This is a genomic window from Streptomyces sp. NPDC042371, assembly GCF_056437465.1.
The window spans coordinates 432,938-446,634 of record NZ_JBWKAP010000008.1 but is presented as its reverse complement, the minus strand read 5'-3'; the positions used below and the strand labels follow the sequence as shown (position 1 = coordinate 446,634).

At 71.1% G+C, this 13,697-nt stretch carries 21 protein-coding genes; 13 read left to right on the top strand and 8 right to left on the bottom strand.

Annotated elements, in window-relative coordinates; all coding sequences use genetic code 11:
• The first annotated feature begins 37 nt into the window (after positions 1–37).
• From AC068B_RS26340 to AC068B_RS26330, 3 genes are all read left to right on the top strand, one after another.
• A complete protein-coding gene (locus AC068B_RS26340; RefSeq protein ID WP_478674103.1) occupies positions 38–487 on the top strand; it encodes a DoxX family membrane protein in 450 nt (149 codons plus the stop codon).
• 90 nt (positions 488–577) lie between these two features.
• Positions 578–1,138, top strand: a complete 561-nt coding sequence (locus tag AC068B_RS26335) for a hypothetical protein (RefSeq protein WP_478674102.1) — start codon at positions 578–580, stop codon at positions 1,136–1,138.
• A 117-nt stretch (positions 1,139–1,255) separates the two neighbouring features.
• The gene (locus AC068B_RS26330; protein ID WP_478674101.1) at positions 1,256–1,819 is read left to right on the top strand and encodes a hypothetical protein; all 564 of its coding nucleotides are present in this window, start codon (positions 1,256–1,258) and stop codon (positions 1,817–1,819) included.
• A 32-nt stretch (positions 1,820–1,851) separates the two neighbouring features.
• On the opposite strand, the gene gad is transcribed toward AC068B_RS26330, so the two are convergent.
• The gene (gene gad, locus AC068B_RS26325) at positions 1,852–3,234 is read right to left on the bottom strand and encodes a glutamate decarboxylase (protein WP_478674100.1); all 1,383 of its coding nucleotides are present in this window, start codon (positions 3,232–3,234) and stop codon (positions 1,852–1,854) included.
• 182 nt (positions 3,235–3,416) lie between these two features.
• On the opposite strand from gad, the gene AC068B_RS26320 reads away from it, so the two are divergent.
• Both AC068B_RS26320 and AC068B_RS26315 read left to right on the top strand, forming a co-directional pair.
• Positions 3,417–3,674: a hypothetical protein gene (locus AC068B_RS26320; protein WP_356260329.1), complete on the top strand. Its 258-nt coding sequence runs from the start codon at positions 3,417–3,419 to the stop codon at positions 3,672–3,674.
• A gap of 44 nt (positions 3,675–3,718) precedes the next feature.
• Complete coding sequence (locus AC068B_RS26315; protein ID WP_478674099.1) at positions 3,719–4,042, top strand: hypothetical protein; 324 nt, start codon at positions 3,719–3,721, stop codon at positions 4,040–4,042.
• Positions 4,043–4,062: 20 nt separating this feature from the next.
• On the opposite strand, the gene AC068B_RS26310 is transcribed toward AC068B_RS26315, so the two are convergent.
• Positions 4,063–5,274 (bottom strand): FAD-dependent monooxygenase, encoded by a 1,212-nt coding sequence (locus tag AC068B_RS26310; RefSeq protein WP_478674098.1) that lies wholly within the window; start codon positions 5,272–5,274, stop codon positions 4,063–4,065.
• A 259-nt stretch (positions 5,275–5,533) separates the two neighbouring features.
• Here AC068B_RS26310 and AC068B_RS26305 point away from each other — a divergent pair, with 259 nt between their 5' ends.
• Positions 5,534–5,956, top strand: coding sequence for an STAS domain-containing protein (locus AC068B_RS26305; RefSeq protein WP_478674097.1), 423 nt, complete (start codon positions 5,534–5,536; stop codon positions 5,954–5,956).
• Positions 5,957–6,047: 91 nt separating this feature from the next.
• Entirely contained in the window at positions 6,048–6,728 is a 681-nt protein-coding gene (locus AC068B_RS26300) for a M23 family metallopeptidase (protein ID WP_478674096.1), read from the top strand.
• A gap of 9 nt (positions 6,729–6,737) precedes the next feature.
• On the opposite strand, the gene AC068B_RS26295 is transcribed toward AC068B_RS26300, so the two are convergent.
• Complete coding sequence (locus tag AC068B_RS26295; RefSeq protein WP_468566274.1) at positions 6,738–7,034, bottom strand: hypothetical protein; 297 nt, start codon at positions 7,032–7,034, stop codon at positions 6,738–6,740.
• 281 nt (positions 7,035–7,315) lie between these two features.
• On the opposite strand from AC068B_RS26295, the gene AC068B_RS26290 reads away from it, so the two are divergent.
• The 6 genes from AC068B_RS26290 to AC068B_RS26265 all read left to right on the top strand — a co-directional run bounded on the left by AC068B_RS26290 (position 7,316) and on the right by AC068B_RS26265 (position 10,372).
• Complete coding sequence (locus tag AC068B_RS26290) at positions 7,316–7,576, top strand: hypothetical protein (protein WP_356260344.1); 261 nt, start codon at positions 7,316–7,318, stop codon at positions 7,574–7,576.
• A gap of 151 nt (positions 7,577–7,727) precedes the next feature.
• The gene (locus AC068B_RS26285) at positions 7,728–8,159 is read left to right on the top strand and encodes a hypothetical protein (protein WP_478674095.1); all 432 of its coding nucleotides are present in this window, start codon (positions 7,728–7,730) and stop codon (positions 8,157–8,159) included.
• A gap of 302 nt (positions 8,160–8,461) precedes the next feature.
• Positions 8,462–8,713, top strand: coding sequence for a hypothetical protein (locus AC068B_RS26280; RefSeq protein ID WP_356260349.1), 252 nt, complete (start codon positions 8,462–8,464; stop codon positions 8,711–8,713).
• A gap of 191 nt (positions 8,714–8,904) precedes the next feature.
• On the top strand, positions 8,905–9,558 hold the full coding sequence (locus AC068B_RS26275) for a hypothetical protein (protein ID WP_478674094.1): 654 nt from the start codon (positions 8,905–8,907) through the stop codon (positions 9,556–9,558).
• 123 nt (positions 9,559–9,681) lie between these two features.
• A complete protein-coding gene (locus AC068B_RS26270; RefSeq protein ID WP_356260354.1) occupies positions 9,682–9,963 on the top strand; it encodes a hypothetical protein in 282 nt (93 codons plus the stop codon).
• Positions 9,964–10,084: 121 nt separating this feature from the next.
• Positions 10,085–10,372, top strand: coding sequence for a chaplin (locus tag AC068B_RS26265; RefSeq protein ID WP_478674093.1), 288 nt, complete (start codon positions 10,085–10,087; stop codon positions 10,370–10,372).
• Positions 10,373–10,431: 59 nt separating this feature from the next.
• Here AC068B_RS26265 and AC068B_RS26260 read toward each other — a convergent pair whose 3' ends face one another.
• The 5 genes from AC068B_RS26260 to AC068B_RS26240 form a co-directional block, all read right to left on the bottom strand.
• A complete protein-coding gene (locus AC068B_RS26260; protein WP_478674092.1) occupies positions 10,432–11,304 on the bottom strand; it encodes a tyrosinase family protein in 873 nt (290 codons plus the stop codon).
• A 38-nt stretch (positions 11,305–11,342) separates the two neighbouring features.
• Positions 11,343–11,738 (bottom strand): tyrosinase cofactor, encoded by a 396-nt coding sequence (locus tag AC068B_RS26255; protein WP_478674091.1) that lies wholly within the window; start codon positions 11,736–11,738, stop codon positions 11,343–11,345.
• Positions 11,739–11,775: 37 nt separating this feature from the next.
• Positions 11,776–12,435 (bottom strand): vitamin K epoxide reductase family protein, encoded by a 660-nt coding sequence (locus AC068B_RS26250; protein WP_478674090.1) that lies wholly within the window; start codon positions 12,433–12,435, stop codon positions 11,776–11,778.
• Positions 12,435–12,935, bottom strand: a complete 501-nt coding sequence (locus AC068B_RS26245) for a DUF5949 family protein (protein ID WP_478674089.1) — start codon at positions 12,933–12,935, stop codon at positions 12,435–12,437. The genes AC068B_RS26250 and AC068B_RS26245 overlap by 1 nt, the downstream gene beginning before the upstream one ends.
• Positions 12,936–13,193: 258 nt before the next feature.
• Entirely contained in the window at positions 13,194–13,478 is a 285-nt protein-coding gene (locus tag AC068B_RS26240; RefSeq protein ID WP_478674174.1) for a hypothetical protein, read from the bottom strand.
• Between the last annotated feature and the right edge of the window lie 219 nt (positions 13,479–13,697).

Here is a 13,697-nt window from a genome sequence, read left to right as displayed (position 1 = left end):
ACTGACGCCCCGTCAGGTTGGCTTGGGAGGACGCTCGATGCAGACGATCTGGCTCGGCGGAGCCGAGTGGGTGGCCGTACTCCGGATCGGAATCGGCCTGTGGTGGCTGGAGAGCTGGCGGCACAAGGACAAGAAGGAGTGGTTCGGCGGCGGTGGCATCGGCTGGGCCGCGGGCATCGCGGAGAAGCACCGGTGGTCCCTCGTGCGCGACGGTTTCGACGTGGTGGTGAAGCCGCGGCCGCGCGTGATGGCGTACGTCGTCGCGTACGCCGAACTCGCCCTCGGACTGGGCCTGATCGTCGGATTCCTCACGCCGATCGCCCTGGTCTGCGGACTCGTCCTCAACCTGGTCTACCTCGTCCTGATGATCCACGACTGGGCCGAGCAGGGGCAGAACCTCATGATGGCGCTGGCCTCGCTGGTCGCCTTCTTCACCTGGAGCTGGCAGACGTGGTCGCTGGACTCGGCCCTGGGAATCCTGGTCTGAGACCCGGCCACGCCCGCCCGGACTCGTAAGATCGTCCGGTCATCTCAAAAGGCTTTGGCTGGGGGCGGGTTGGGAACCGGGGAGCAACTCGTGACCGTGGGCGCGGTGCTGCTCGGCGCCCTGTCGACGCACGCAACCAACTACCTGATGGAGCGCGGCCGCAACCGGCACCAGCTCCTGACCCGCTGGGACGACAAGAAGGTGGAGGCGTACGGCGCCTACGTCGACGCGGCGAAGGCGCGGGTCGCCCTGGCCGTCCGGCTCTACGAGTTCCGCGAGAACCTCCACGACAGCGACCGGACGCGGAGCGACCGGACGGAACAGGAACTCCGCGAGGACCTCGCGGGCGCGGGCCGGATCTGGGGCAGCGCCTTCGAGCGGGTCATGCTGCTGGGCGGCGACGACGCCATCGAAGCGGGGCACGAGCTCAACGCCACGGTCGCCGAGATCGACTGGCAGGCCACGGGCCGGATCACCGGGACCCTCGGCGACTGGCGCGAGCGGAACCGCGCCGCGTTCCGGCTGATCAACGACTTCCACGAGGCGGCGCGGCGGGACCTCGGCATCCAGGGCAGCGTGACGGGCGAGAAGCACCCCGAGCGGGACCTGCTGCTGCCGCCGCGGGAGCGTACGGGAGGAACGTCCCCGTGAGGCGTGCCTCCTGAGGCACTACGCGTGAAGTACCCCCGTACGTATGGCCTGTTGGAGCCGGACCTGTCACCCTGCCGCACACCCGGCACCGGCCCGCCCGCGGACGAGGAGATGGTCATGAGCGACCGCACCCACGACGAACACCCCGAGACGGACCTCCAGGCGGAACTCGGGGCGGACTTCCGTGCGGACCTCCGGGCGGGCCACGCCGCACGCGCCAAGAGCGCCGCCTTCCGCGCCGCCTCGATCTGCCACTACGTCGAGCGGCACGACGCGCAGGAGAACGTCGTCTGGAAGGCGGCCCACGCGGCCCGTGTCTCCCTCCAGGCCCTCGCCGTGCTGTCGGAGAGCGCCCCCGACCCGGCGGCGGACTCCCGCTGCGCGCGCAACGCCGCCGCCTCCGCGGCCCAGGCCGCCCAGATGGGCCAACTGCACGACGGCGACGGCGAACTCGCCGTCGCCGCCTGCCGTTCCGCGCTCAGAGCGTCGCAGACCGCCTCGGCCGCGGCGGGGCGCGACGGCCTCGGCGCGGACGAGGCCCTGAACACCGCAGCGGACGAGGCCGAGGCGGACGCCGTCGCGGCTGCCGAGCGCGCGGGATGGATGCGGCCGGGGCAGCGGCTCCCGGAGATGTCGGCGGGCATGCGCAGCCCCGAGCTGATGTCGATGATGCACTTCTGACGAGTCCGACGAGGCGCTTGTCGACGTACCCCTCAGTGGTGGAACCCCGGCGTCTCCGGCGCCCCCGTCGACCCGCTCGTCAGCCGGTCCACGGCCGCCCGCAGGTCCTTGGCGAGCAGCATGATCTTGTCGTGCCCGATGCCGTGCCTGACCAGGACCCGCTGGACCACGGTCTCCTGGCGCTTGGGCGGCAGCGGGTACGCGGGGACCTGCCAGCCCCGGACGCGCAGTTGCTCCGTCAGGTCGTAGAGCGTGAACCCCACGGGCGTCCCGCCCTCGGCCAGGGTCCAGGAGACGGCGGGCAGTGCGCCGCGCCCGTCGTAGAGGAGCGTGAAGGGGCCCATGTCCGCGACCTCGTCGGCCAGCGCCCGCGCGCTCGCCGCACACGCCTCGTACACCTTGCGGTAGCCCTCGCGGCCCAGCCGCAGCAGCGTGTAGTACTGCGCGACGATCTCGCCGCCGGGGCGGGAGAAGTTGAGGGAGAAGGTGGGCATGTCGCCGCCGAGGTAGTCGACGCGGAAGACCAGGTCCTCGGGGAGGTGGTCCGCCGTGCGCCAGACGATCCAGCCGACGCCGAGCGGCGCCATGCCGTACTTGTGGCCCGAGGAGTTGATGGAGGCGACCCGCTCCACCCGGAAGTCCCAGACCAGGTCGGGCTGCAGGAAGGGCGCCACGAAGCCGCCGCTCGCCGCGTCCACGTGGATCGGCACGTCGAGGCCGGTGTCCGCCTGGATCGCGTCGAGCTCGGCGGCGATCTCCGCGACGGGTTCGTAGTCACAGGTGAAGGTGACGCCGAGGATCGCGATGACGCCGATGGTGTTCTCGTCGACGTACTCACGGAGCTGGTGCGGCCGCAGGCCCGTCGCACCGGGCTCCAGCGGGATCTGGCGCAGCTCCACGTCGAAGTAGCGCGCGAACTTCTCCCAGCACACCTGTACCGGACCGCAGACGAGATTGGGCCGGTCCGCGGGCTTGCCCGCCGCCATGCGCGCCTCGCGCCAGCGCCACTTGAGCGCGAGGCCGCCGAGCATGCCCGCCTCGCTCGACCCGGTGGTGGAGCAGCCCATGGTGGTGCCGCCCGCCGGGGAGTTCCACAGGTCGGCGAGCATGTGGACGCAGCGGGACTCGATCTCCGCGGTCTGCGGGTACTCGTCCTTGTCGACCATGTTCTTGTCCATGCAGACGTCCATGAGGTGGTGCACCTCGGGCTCCGCCCACGTCGTGCAGAAGGTGGCCAGGTTCTGCGACGAGTTGCCGTCGAGGGTCAGCTCGTCCTTGACCAGCGCCGCCACCGCGCGGGGATCGGAGCTGTACTCCGGGACGCGGTGCGCGGCCAGCTTCCGTGCGCTTATCGGTGTGCTGTAGACGTCGTCGTACGTCTGACGGGTACCGGTGGACACCTGGTGCAGCCCCACGATGGTGTTCCTTTCGCCTCGGATTCGCCTCGGATGCGCCTCAAAGCGGACGTGAACAGCTCCCACCCTCACAGACGGCACAGAAGAAGCGGGTAAAGGCGCGGATCGCTCGGACGGTGGAATTGCCCGGGTTACTGGCGATGTCGGCGCACCTTCCCGCGCTCTGTGCCGTTTGAAAGACCATGAACACCTCGAAGCGCATGCTCACCGCCCTGTCCCTGACGGCCGCCGCCGCTGCCGTCGCCGCTGCCGCCCCCGCCCACGCCGCCGCCCCCTCCGGCGACGGCGCCCGCCACGTGGGCCGGGTGGTCGGCGAAACCCTGGTCAACCCGGCCGAGACGGGCAGGGACGTGCTGGACGGCGGCAAGACGGGCCTGACGGTGATCGAGACCGGCATGAAGTCCGTACAGACCGGCTCGCAGGCCGCCACCGCACGCTAGCGGGCAACGGCCCGCTCAGGACACGCACCGCCGCCGGGAGGAAAATGGAGCGTGTGCTGACCGTGCTGGTGCTGGTCGGGCGGCAGCAGGCGAAGGACCTGATCGCCCGGATCGAGAGCATCCCCGAGGTGTGCGTCCTGTCGCACACCCATGACAGCTCCCTGGCCCTGGCCCGGGCCCGGGTGCTGCTGCCCGACGCGCTGGTCATCGACCTCAGCGCATCCTCCGGGGACGCGGCCGCGGTCGTCCACCGGGCGCGCGGCCTCGGCCTGCCGAGCGAACTGATCGTGCACGCGGCGACCGGACACCGGCCGGACGGGCTGGTCGGCAGGCTCACCCGGCTGGCCCGCGACCAGCACCCCGTCTAGAGGCCCGGAGCCCTGGCGCCCTACGGCGTGCGGCGGCTCTGCAGGGTGCGGGCGAGGCGGGGGCCGAGGCGCTGCTTGAGCCAGCGCAGGGCCTGGAGGCGGCCGACGGCCTGGTCGACGTGGAAGTAGAGCTGCGGCGGCACGTGGGGCAGCAGGGGCGAGTGCCGCTGGCCGAGCAGGGCGAACATCTGGTGCGGCTCCAGGCCCATGTAGCGGGGCAGGTTCTCGTACCACTGGGCGCTGTGCCGCGCGGCGCTCTGCACCGAGAGCAGCGCCTGTCTGCGGTCCTGTTCGTACGCGGCGAGGGCCGCGGGAAGCTCCCGCGGCCCGGCGGAGCCCACCGCGCGGGCCAGGCTCATCGCGTCGCGCAGCGCGAGGGTGGTGCCCGCCCCGATGGAGTAGTGCGTGGTGTGGGCGGCGTCGCCGATCAGCGCGAGGTTGCCGTGCGACCAGGCCGTGTTGGTGACGGTCGGGAAGGCCTGCCACTGGGCGTGGCTCTCGATGTCCTTGCGGCCGAGGAGCTCGTGGCCATCGAGCAGGTCCGCGAAGAGCTTCTCCAGCAGGCGCAGGGCATCGGAGTGGTCCAGCCGGTCGAAGCCGAGGGCCGACCAGGTCGTGGCGGAGCACTCCACCACGCAGGTGCTGTGCTCGGCGCTGAAGCCGTACGCGTAACACCAGATCCAGCCGTGGCCAGTCTCGACGAAGGCGAAGGTGAACGCCGTGAAGACCCGGGTCGTGCCGAGCCAGATGAAACGGTTGGCGCCGGTGGTCACCTGTGTGCCGAACCGGTCCGCCTGTTCCGTGCGGAGCCTGCTGTGCGCCCCGTCACCGGCGACGACGAGGTCCGCGCCGGGCAGGTCCGCGCGGCTGGCGATCTCCCTGCCGAACTCCAGGCGTACGCCGAGGGAGCGGGCCCGGTCCGCGAGGATGGTCCGCAGCCGGTGGCGGCCGATCGCGTGGCCGGGGTCGCCGTCGTGCGCGGTGGTGCGGTCGCCGACGTAGGCGAACCCGCCGCGCCAGCACACGGACTGCTCCTCGATGAGCCGGGCCGACTCGGGGTCGTGGGCGTGCAGGTCGGCCAGGAGGTCAGGCCAGTACGTCACGCCCCAGCCGTAGCTGGTGCCCTCCGCGTGCCGCTCGTGGACCGTCACCTCGTGGGCCGGTTCCTGGAGTTTGGCGAGGATGGCCAGATACAGGGAGGCGGGCCCGCCACCGACGCAATCGATCTTCACGCGCGCTCCTGTTTGTCTTCGGGAGGAGCAACAACGTAAGCGGCGGCGGGATGCGTGGAGTGAGCCACGCTGCGGGACGGACGGGTGAATCGTCTTTTCAGGGATGGCCGGTCGGGCGCGGGTGTCAGCTGTGACTTGGCCCCAGTGGGCTGACGCCGCCCGGCCGATCCTGTATACCCGCAGAGAGCAGATCGCCCGAGCCGGTCCGGACTTGTCGTCGGCCCCGCACTCGATGTCGGACTCCGGAGGTGTGATGGGTATGCCGCCCCACCGTCTGTCCATTGCGGGCCTCGCGGACTCCGACGCCTGTGCCGTGCTGCGGCTCAGCGGCGAACTCGACCAGGCGTCCGAGAAGTTCTTCATGGACACGCTGGCCGTCGCCCTCGACGCGGGCCGGCGCCACATCATCCTCGACGTGACCGCGCTGACGTTCTGCGACTCCCGCGGTCTGAACTGCCTGCTCGCCCTGCACTGGCTCCTGCGCCGGAGGTCCGGCGACCTGAAGCTCGCGGGCGTGGGCCGCCGTCTTGCCACGCTGCTCGAACACAGCGGGAGCACGGCCCTGTTCACGGCGCACACCTCGGTCGGCCAGGCGCTGCGCTCCCTGCCGGAGCCCGCACGGCCGCACTGGCCGCCGCCCGCGGGGCGCAGTTCGGACGAGGGCGTGTCCCCGCCGACCTAGGGTCGCGGGGGAGGCTGGAGGCTCAGGCGGTGTACGCCAGGCGGCTCTCCCCGAGATGCGATCAGTGCCCGTCACCAGTGAGGTGGCGGACATGGAACACGACATAGCGAGCGCGGCAGAAGCGGCCACCACACGGCGCCGTGCTCTGGGGGCCGCGGTGGCGCTGCTGGTCGGCGGGGCGCTGCCACCGCTGACAGCCTCCCCCGCCGCCGCCCGCTCGGGCAGAGCAGCGTCGGACCCCTCCGATCCGTCGGGCCACTCCTGTACCGGCGAATACGACCCCGAGTTCGAGGCGGCCCTGTCGGAGGCGGACGAGCGGCTCGGCGCGGACGAGAACCGCGGCCTCCCGGAAGGGCCGCCCCAGCAGTACGCGATGCCCCTGCGCCGGGGATTCCGGGTCACCGCGCCCTACGGCATACGCGGCGACTGGCTCGCCGGGCACCACACGGGCATCGATCTGGCCGTTCCGCAGGGGACGCCCGTCTACGCCGTGGGTTCCGGCGTCGTCCTCGTGGCGCGGTGGTCCGGCGCGTACGGCAATGCCGTGACGGTGCGGATGCCGGACGGCCACTACGCCCTCGTCGCCCACCTGTCGACCATCGCGGTCCGCGAGGGCGCGCGGATCGGCGCCGGGGCCTTCCTCGGCAGGAGCGGCGCCACCGGACGTGCCACGGGCCCGCACCTCCACCTGGAGGTACGGGTCCGGCGCGACTACGGATCGGACATCAATCCGGTGAGTTATCTGGCCAGCCGCGGCGTGCGGCTCCTGTGACCGGCAGGGCTACTGGACGGCGGGCAGCGCGTTCGTGACGGGTGCCACCAGGTCCGTGAGCTGGTGCAGCTGGTTCAACTGGTGCACCTGGTTGAGGCCGGAGAGCTGGTTCTCGAGGGTCGGCATCTGGGCGCGCTGCTCCTCGGGCATGCCGGACTTCCCGAGGTCGTCGACGGTGCTGAGCACCGAGAGCTTTCCCGCGTCGGGGGCAGGGACGGGGGCGGACGCCTGGGCGGCCGGCGCGGCCAGGGCCGCCGCTCCGGCGGCCAGCGAGACGGCGGCGATGAGTCGTCGTGCTGATGTCATGTCCCCAGAACCTGATGGGCCGCGCGAAAGTCACGGGTGCGGCGGCACCCTCACCCGGGAAGCGCATCCGCCGTGCCGTCACCCGGCCGGACTACCTCTCCCCCATCACGCCACCCGGCACGTCGCCCCAGGTCACAGACGTACACACCAGTTGTCGTTCACACGTGCGGTCGCGGCACCGGGCAGCCGCCCGCGCGCGGACGCCACCGATCCGGTCCAGCTTGAGCATGCACGCGGCACGCCCGTGCCTGCGTGCTCCCGTTCCTCGAAAGGAAACTCTGATGCGCAGCATTGCCAAGGCCGCAGCAGTCGGTGCCCTCGTCGCCCCCATCGTCCTGGGTGGTGCGGGCCTCGCCTCCGCGGCGCCCGCCCACGACGGGCCCGCCTACGAGAAGTCCATGAACTCGGCCAACGCCAACGGTGGTTCGTGCACCAAGGTCGAGAGCGGCTTCACGGAGGACGGCAAGGCCTACTTCCACAAGGTCACCCGCGTCGCGGGCCCGACCGGTGCCACGGGCAGCGGCACGGGATCGCACTCCTGACGCAGGTGCGGGGCTCCCGGCCCCTGTGCTGAGTCTGCGTGTCAGCACGAGACGGCGTGTGTCGCCCACGGCGGCACACGCCGTCCTGCGTTCTCCGCCGGTCCTCTCCCGACCGGAAACCCGTTCCGACGAACACGAAGCAGGAGTGTTGATGAGAACTCTTCAGAAAGGCCGGTACGCGGCGCGGTCCGCGCTGCGGGCCGCGCTGCTGTGCGCGCTGCCTACGGCGGTCGCACTGGGCGGCGCGGTCCCGGCCCAGGCGGCCGACAGCGTCTCGGTGACGCGGCTGACGGCCAACGCCGGTGAGCCGTCCGTGCAGGTCCGCTACCGCTGCGACGCCCTGACCGGTCTGGACTCGGTGCAGGTGGGCGTCTCCGACACCCAAGGGGGCGGGGTCTTCAAGGGCACCGCCGCGGCCATCTGTGACGGCGCCTCGCACGAGGTGCGGGTGCGGGCGTCCCGCATGGGCGGCCCGCCGGTCGTCCGGGGCCACGAGTGCGTGGTCTCGGCCTCGTTGGGCACTGCGTCGCTGGGGATGTTCGCGCCCGCGGTGTCGTCCGGCGCGACGAAGACGGCCCGCTGATCTGACGGGGCGTCGCACCACCCCGTCGTCACCCCTTTAGTGCACACGGGGAAATTCCCCCCGACGGGGTGGTGACAGCCCGTCACCGCAGGTCAGCGCAGTGTGACGAAGGCGATCCGGTGGGCCTGCCGCAGCCGCCTGGCATTCTCAGCAGGCATATCTGCCCGGACGTGCACACGGTGGTCTCGGCAGGGCCGAGCGAGGGGGCTCTGACCGTGGCCGTCAGGACCGCTCCTGAAACTCCCGCCCCCGGGAGCGCGGCCACTCCGATCCTCGCGAACCAATCGAAGGGAATGCGTCTCATGCGCAAGCTTGCCAAGGCGATCGCTGTCGGAGCTGTTGTCGTACCGGTCGTCCTCGGTGGCGCCACCGTCGCGTCTGCCGACGGCGGTCCGGGCTACGGGAAGTCCGACAACTCGGCGACCGTCTACGGCGGTACGTCGTCCAAGACGAAGAGCGGCTTCACCGAGGACGGCACGGCCTACTTCGTGAAGACCTCGAAGACCGCCAACTCCACTGGTGCGACGGGCAACGCGACCGGTTCGCATTCCTGACCCAGCGGCTCCACGAGAGCCGTCGGGCAGCAGGCCCCGAGGAGCGATTCCTCGGGGCCTGCCGGTGTAAGAGCCTGTGTCATAACCCTCTAAGCAATATGAAATGCATGGATTTCCCTAATCTCTGATCCAAAATTCCCCCTACGCACGAACACGCACGCCCAGAAGCACCCGCCCGAAAAGGAGTTCCGATGCCCGCCCCCCGCACCACGCTCAGCGCCATGGCCCTGGCCGTCGCCTGTCTCGCCGCCGGGACCGCCACGACGGCCACCGCCCTGACCGACCGCGAGGCGCCGCCCACCAGCGCACGGGCCGACAGCACCCGCACCGCCTCCGCCATCACCGAACTCTCGGCCGAGGAGGTGAGCACGGGGTCCTCGGCCCGCGTGAAGGTCACCGGCCGCCTCGTCGAGGGCTCCACGCTCACCTTCCCGCTGGCCCGCATCCCGCTGACCGTCCACGTCACCGACACGGCGGCCGCCACCCCCGCGAGCTGCCACGCCCGCACCACGGACCGCGGCACCTTCAGCTGCTCGGTCGCCGTGACCGCGGGCACGACGCGCTCGGTGAAGGCCGCCTTCGCGGGCAACGAGCTGTTCGCCCCGTGCACCTCGACCACCAGCATCGGCTCCACCGACGAGGCCGCGCTGCCCACCGACCCGCTGCTCCCCGACACCACCGCGAGCGTGCCGGACGCGGCGGCCACCCCGGCGGCGACCCCGGCGGCCGCCACCACCCCGGACGACTCCACCCCCGCCTCGACCCCCACCCCGCCCGCGGCGCCCACTCCCCCGGAGCTCCCGACCGCCCCGCCGAACGGTTCCTCGGGCCTGACGTTGAGCTAATCGGGTTGGATGACCGCATTACTCGTTCCGGCACGGCCCGGACGCTTCCCCGGTCGGCACCACGGGCCCGCAGAGTGGGACAGGTCCACACTCCTCGCGGCAAGACCCAGGGAAGGAAGCCTCGTGAAGGCACGTCATCTCCTCATGTCCGCATGGGCCACGGCCGCTGTGCTGACGGCGGCGGGAGCGCCACTGGCACAGGCCGCGCCGAATCCCCCCGAATGGAACTCCGAGGCTCCCTCGCCCGCATGGGCGGGGGAGTCCTTCTCGTTCGGCAAGGACTCGATGAGGCACACGACCACCCATTCGGGGTTCCGCGCGGACGGCACCGCCTACTTCACCAAGGAGGAGATCCGATTCTCGCCGGACGGAATCTCTTTCAGCGGTATCTCCTCGCACTCCTGAAATCGGATCGCCACCGCGGCATTCGCACCGCGGACGCCGTGACCTCACCTTGACGGAAGACGTTAGGGAAATAAGCGGCTGTGTGTAGGCAGTCGCACTATCCAAGTCAAAGGAGAACGTGATGTCTCGCATCGCGAAGGCAGCCGCTGTCACCCTGAGCACCGGAGCCGTCGTCCTCGGCGGTGCCGGCATGGCCATGGCGGACGCCGGCGCGCAGGGTGCTGCGGTCGGTTCCCCGGGCGTCGTCTCGGGCAACCTGCTCCAGGCCCCGATCAACGTCCCGGTGAACGTGTGCGGCAACACCGTCGACGTCATCGGCCTGCTGAACCCCGCCTTCGGCAACAAGTGCGCGAACCCGGGCGGCGACCACGACGCCCCCCACGGTGGCGGCGCCGGCTACGGCGGCTGACCGGACCCTGACGGAGCCCCCGGCGTGCGTTCCGCCGGGGGCTCCGTCATGTCCGCGCGCTAACTCCCGTACGAGTAGAGCCCCTTGTGGTCCAGGAGCTCGTCCGGTCTGACGTCCCACGGCGGCATCGGCTCGTGGCGGGCGACGATGCGCCGGTACTGGGACGAGCCGAGTTCGGGCGGCCGCTTCGGCAGATAGCGCGCGGAGTCGGGGTGGCGGCGCTGCCACCGGTCCCACAGCAGGTCCACGAAGGCGTGGTTGAGCCAGAAGACCGGGTCGTTCACGGAGGCCCCGCCCAGCATGTGCCCGCCGACCCAGCGGTGCACGCGGTTGTGGTTGCGCCAGCGCTCGGTGCCGCGCGCCGACGTCCAGCCCTCCAGCTTGTTGCGGAAGCCCTCGGGCGCCGTGGAGTCCCACGGCGGGACGTCGTAGCGGGGGTCGGCCATGGCCCACTCCACGTCGCTCGGCGTGGGCAGGTCGATCGGGTCCTGGGGACGGCCGAGGTCACGCATGAGGAACTCCCCGTCGGTGACGTCCTCCTTGATGGCCCAGTGCCCGCTCCGGTACGCGAAAGGACCGGTCATGACCTGCCGGTCGCCGCGGCGCCCGTTGCCGCCCATCAGGTCCGCGCCCCACAGCGACCCGGCAGGACCGCGGTCCTTCGTCCAGTCCCAGTAGGGGACGGTGACGCCGGAGTCCATGCGCCGCAGGGCCCGTTCGAACTCCAGGAGGAAGCGGCGGTGCCAGGGGAAGAACGAGGGGGTCATGTGGGCGACCCGGAGCCGGTCGTCGCCGTCCGACACATAGAAGTCGATGTGCATGCGGACGAATTCGTCGTACTCCCCCCGGCGCTTCAGCTTCAGCACCGCGTCGACGAAGCGGCGCCGCTCCCCCCGGCTGAGGCTGCTCTGGTTCCTGCGCGTGTGGGCCATGACCGTCCCTTCCTGCGGTTCGTCCGTCCCCGCCAGGCTCAGTGGATGCGGCCGCTCAGGGCCTGGAGGGGGCCGAGCTCGTCGACGGCTCCCTGCGCGGCGGCGAGCGGCGTCGCGTACGACTGGTAGTGGTCCACCATGCTCAGGTAGCTGCCGTCCGCGCGGCGCATCAGGCCGAGCTGCCGCCCGTCGACGGTGATCCGCCAGCCGCCGGAGGCATGGCCGCCCTGGTGGGCCATCGGCTCGCCCTGGATGCGGCGGCCCCGGTACGTCTCGTCGAACGGCGGATCACCGGGGGTACCCGGCGGGGCGGGCGCGGGCGGCGCGGGCGCCTCCGGCACGGCGCGGACGATCCCCACGGCGGCCAGACAGGCCGTGGCCGCGGCGCCGATGAGATGGCGGCGGGTCATGCGGTCGATCAGCGAGAACCCCATACTGTCCTTTCCTCGACCCTTCCCTCTGCTGGGCCGGTCAACTGGTCCAGAAGTCCCACCAGCGCGTCAGGATCAGCATGCCGATGGCGCCCAGGTGCACGGTGGGAAGCACCCATGTGAACTCGCCCAGGGCGGTGCGCAGCCCCCGCGGCGCGGGCAGGAATCCGGACCGTACGTTGTGCGATGTCACGTACCAGAACATGAGCGTGGTCGCGGCCCAGGCCAGGCAGCACCACAGGCAGAGGGAATTGATGCGGTAGAGGGACTGGAATTGCAGCCAGCTGCAGAAGGCGACGCCGAATGCCGTGCCCGCATTGAAGGTCAGCCAGTACCAGCGGGGAAAGCGCGCGCCGCCGATCAGTCCCGCGCCGACACAGATCACGACGGCGTAGGCGGCGAGTCCCAGCATCGGATTGGGGAATCCGAAGGCCGCGGCCTGTTTACTCTGCATGATGTTGCCGCAGGCGACCACCGGATTGAGGCTGCACCCGGGAACGTAATCCGGGTCCTTCATCAGTTCCAGCTTGTCGAGGGTGATGACCCACGCGGCCAGGAGCCCCGCGGCGCCGGTGACCACCAGGAGCAGACCGAGACGCCACCCGGCGGCGGCCGGGGCGTCGGGCGCCACCCGCGCCGCACCGGGGGCGCCGACCGCCTGGAGCGGCACCCGGTGCGGCAGTTCGGTGGTGGGGCGCATCAGCGCAGGCTGCGGGCGGGCAGCAGGCAGTGCGCCGCGCTGAGCATGGTCTCCTCGTCCCCGGCGAACTCGCCGAGCCGCTCCTCGGAGACGGGCTCGCCCGGCTTGGCCTCCGGCCACGCGCGCGTGGTGGCCATGAAGTAGGCGTGGCCGCGCTGCTTGACGGCCGCGAGCCACTCCGGCGGCGCCACGCACTGGGCGTTCAGGTGGGGCATGTTGACGACGGCGTGGTCGCCCTCGACGAGCAGCGTCACCGGCAGGGAGGGGTTGCGCGCGCCGTCGACGAGCGGGCCGCCGATGGGCAGGCCCGCGTCGGTGAGGAGGGTGCGCATCGCTTCGGCCGTGGCTTCCGGGCCGCCCTCGGTGTCGCCGAGGGAGTAGGCCAGCAGGAACGGCATGTCCTTCTCGTCCTCGGGGTGTTCGCCGCTCCAGGCGAGAACAGCCAGGGTTCCCAGATCAGTTGCTTGGAAGGGGCGCTGTTCACTGGAAGTTGAGGTCATGAGGGGAACCGTATAGACGTGGGCGTACGCGTCCGGCGCTGTTGTCACCCGTGTGGCCCAGCGCGCCGCCGCCATCACACGATGGGGTCACCCGGTCGGCTCCGGTGCTGACGCGCCGCGCGGTCGTCCCGGCCGTGCGGACATGCCGAAGGGCCGGTCCGTGGAAGAGGTGACCGGCCCTTGCGCGCACGGGGCGCTGGCGTTCCGCATTTCCCGTCCCGGCCGATGTCCCTCGGCCTCCCGGGAATTGAGCGGGTGCTACTTGGCGAGGGGAAGTCCACCGAGGAGCTTCGTGGGACCGCCGGCGGAGTTCAGGCCGTCCGTGGTGTCCTTGACCGTGTTGACGACGGAGTCGCTGTTCTCGGTGTCGAGCATGTTCGTGCTCACCGGCTTGGTGTCGAGCAGCGACGGGGTCTGGCCGGCAATGGTCTCGAGGCCACCGTTCAGGCTGGTGGGCGCCAGGTCAGCGGCGAACGCGGGCGCGGCGGAGCCGGCGATGGCGATCGAACCGGCAAGGACTGCAGCAGCCTTCAGGGCCTTCATCATGTTCCTTTCTCTGGCGGCGCGCGCCGCCTTTGGGAGCACTGTTCAGGCATCGTTCGCCTGTTGTCTCTGTTCTCCGGGACTAACGAGCGCGGGCCGGTACGGAAACCCCTGGCCCTGAAACTTCCCCGAAGCCACTCGAATGAAGAACGGATCTCATCCTCATATCAACCGCCCGAATTGTGGCGGGTGTTGACAGCGACATACGACGGCATGGGG

What these genes read in the sequence shown, in the direction of transcription:
- AC068B_RS26290 (WP_356260344.1), top strand. Translation starts at nt 7,316, where the DNA reads ATGCGCAGCATTGCCAAGGCCGCAGCAGTCGGTGCCCTCGTCGCCCCC.
- AC068B_RS26245 (WP_478674089.1), bottom strand. Translation starts at nt 12,935, where the DNA reads ATGACCTCAACTTCCAGTGAACAGCGCCCCTTCCAAGCAACTGATCTG.
- AC068B_RS26295 (WP_468566274.1), bottom strand. Translation starts at nt 7,034, where the DNA reads ATGACATCAGCACGACGACTCATCGCCGCCGTCTCGCTGGCCGCCGGA.
- AC068B_RS26260 (WP_478674092.1), bottom strand. Translation starts at nt 11,304, where the DNA reads ATGGCCCACACGCGCAGGAACCAGAGCAGCCTCAGCCGGGGGGAGCGG.
- AC068B_RS26255 (WP_478674091.1), bottom strand. Translation starts at nt 11,738, where the DNA reads ATGGGGTTCTCGCTGATCGACCGCATGACCCGCCGCCATCTCATCGGC.
- AC068B_RS26280 (WP_356260349.1), top strand. Translation starts at nt 8,462, where the DNA reads ATGCGCAAGCTTGCCAAGGCGATCGCTGTCGGAGCTGTTGTCGTACCG.
- AC068B_RS26305 (WP_478674097.1), top strand. Translation starts at nt 5,534, where the DNA reads ATGCCGCCCCACCGTCTGTCCATTGCGGGCCTCGCGGACTCCGACGCC.
- AC068B_RS26265 (WP_478674093.1), top strand. Translation starts at nt 10,085, where the DNA reads ATGTCTCGCATCGCGAAGGCAGCCGCTGTCACCCTGAGCACCGGAGCC.
- AC068B_RS26250 (WP_478674090.1), bottom strand. Translation starts at nt 12,435, where the DNA reads ATGCGCCCCACCACCGAACTGCCGCACCGGGTGCCGCTCCAGGCGGTC.
- AC068B_RS26240 (WP_478674174.1), bottom strand. Translation starts at nt 13,478, where the DNA reads ATGAAGGCCCTGAAGGCTGCTGCAGTCCTTGCCGGTTCGATCGCCATC.
- AC068B_RS26330 (WP_478674101.1), top strand. Translation starts at nt 1,256, where the DNA reads ATGAGCGACCGCACCCACGACGAACACCCCGAGACGGACCTCCAGGCG.
- AC068B_RS26340 (WP_478674103.1), top strand. Translation starts at nt 38, where the DNA reads ATGCAGACGATCTGGCTCGGCGGAGCCGAGTGGGTGGCCGTACTCCGG.
- AC068B_RS26320 (WP_356260329.1), top strand. Translation starts at nt 3,417, where the DNA reads ATGAACACCTCGAAGCGCATGCTCACCGCCCTGTCCCTGACGGCCGCC.
- AC068B_RS26285 (WP_478674095.1), top strand. Translation starts at nt 7,728, where the DNA reads ATGAGAACTCTTCAGAAAGGCCGGTACGCGGCGCGGTCCGCGCTGCGG.
- AC068B_RS26275 (WP_478674094.1), top strand. Translation starts at nt 8,905, where the DNA reads ATGCCCGCCCCCCGCACCACGCTCAGCGCCATGGCCCTGGCCGTCGCC.
- AC068B_RS26300 (WP_478674096.1), top strand. Translation starts at nt 6,048, where the DNA reads ATGGAACACGACATAGCGAGCGCGGCAGAAGCGGCCACCACACGGCGC.
- AC068B_RS26315 (WP_478674099.1), top strand. Translation starts at nt 3,719, where the DNA reads ATGGAGCGTGTGCTGACCGTGCTGGTGCTGGTCGGGCGGCAGCAGGCG.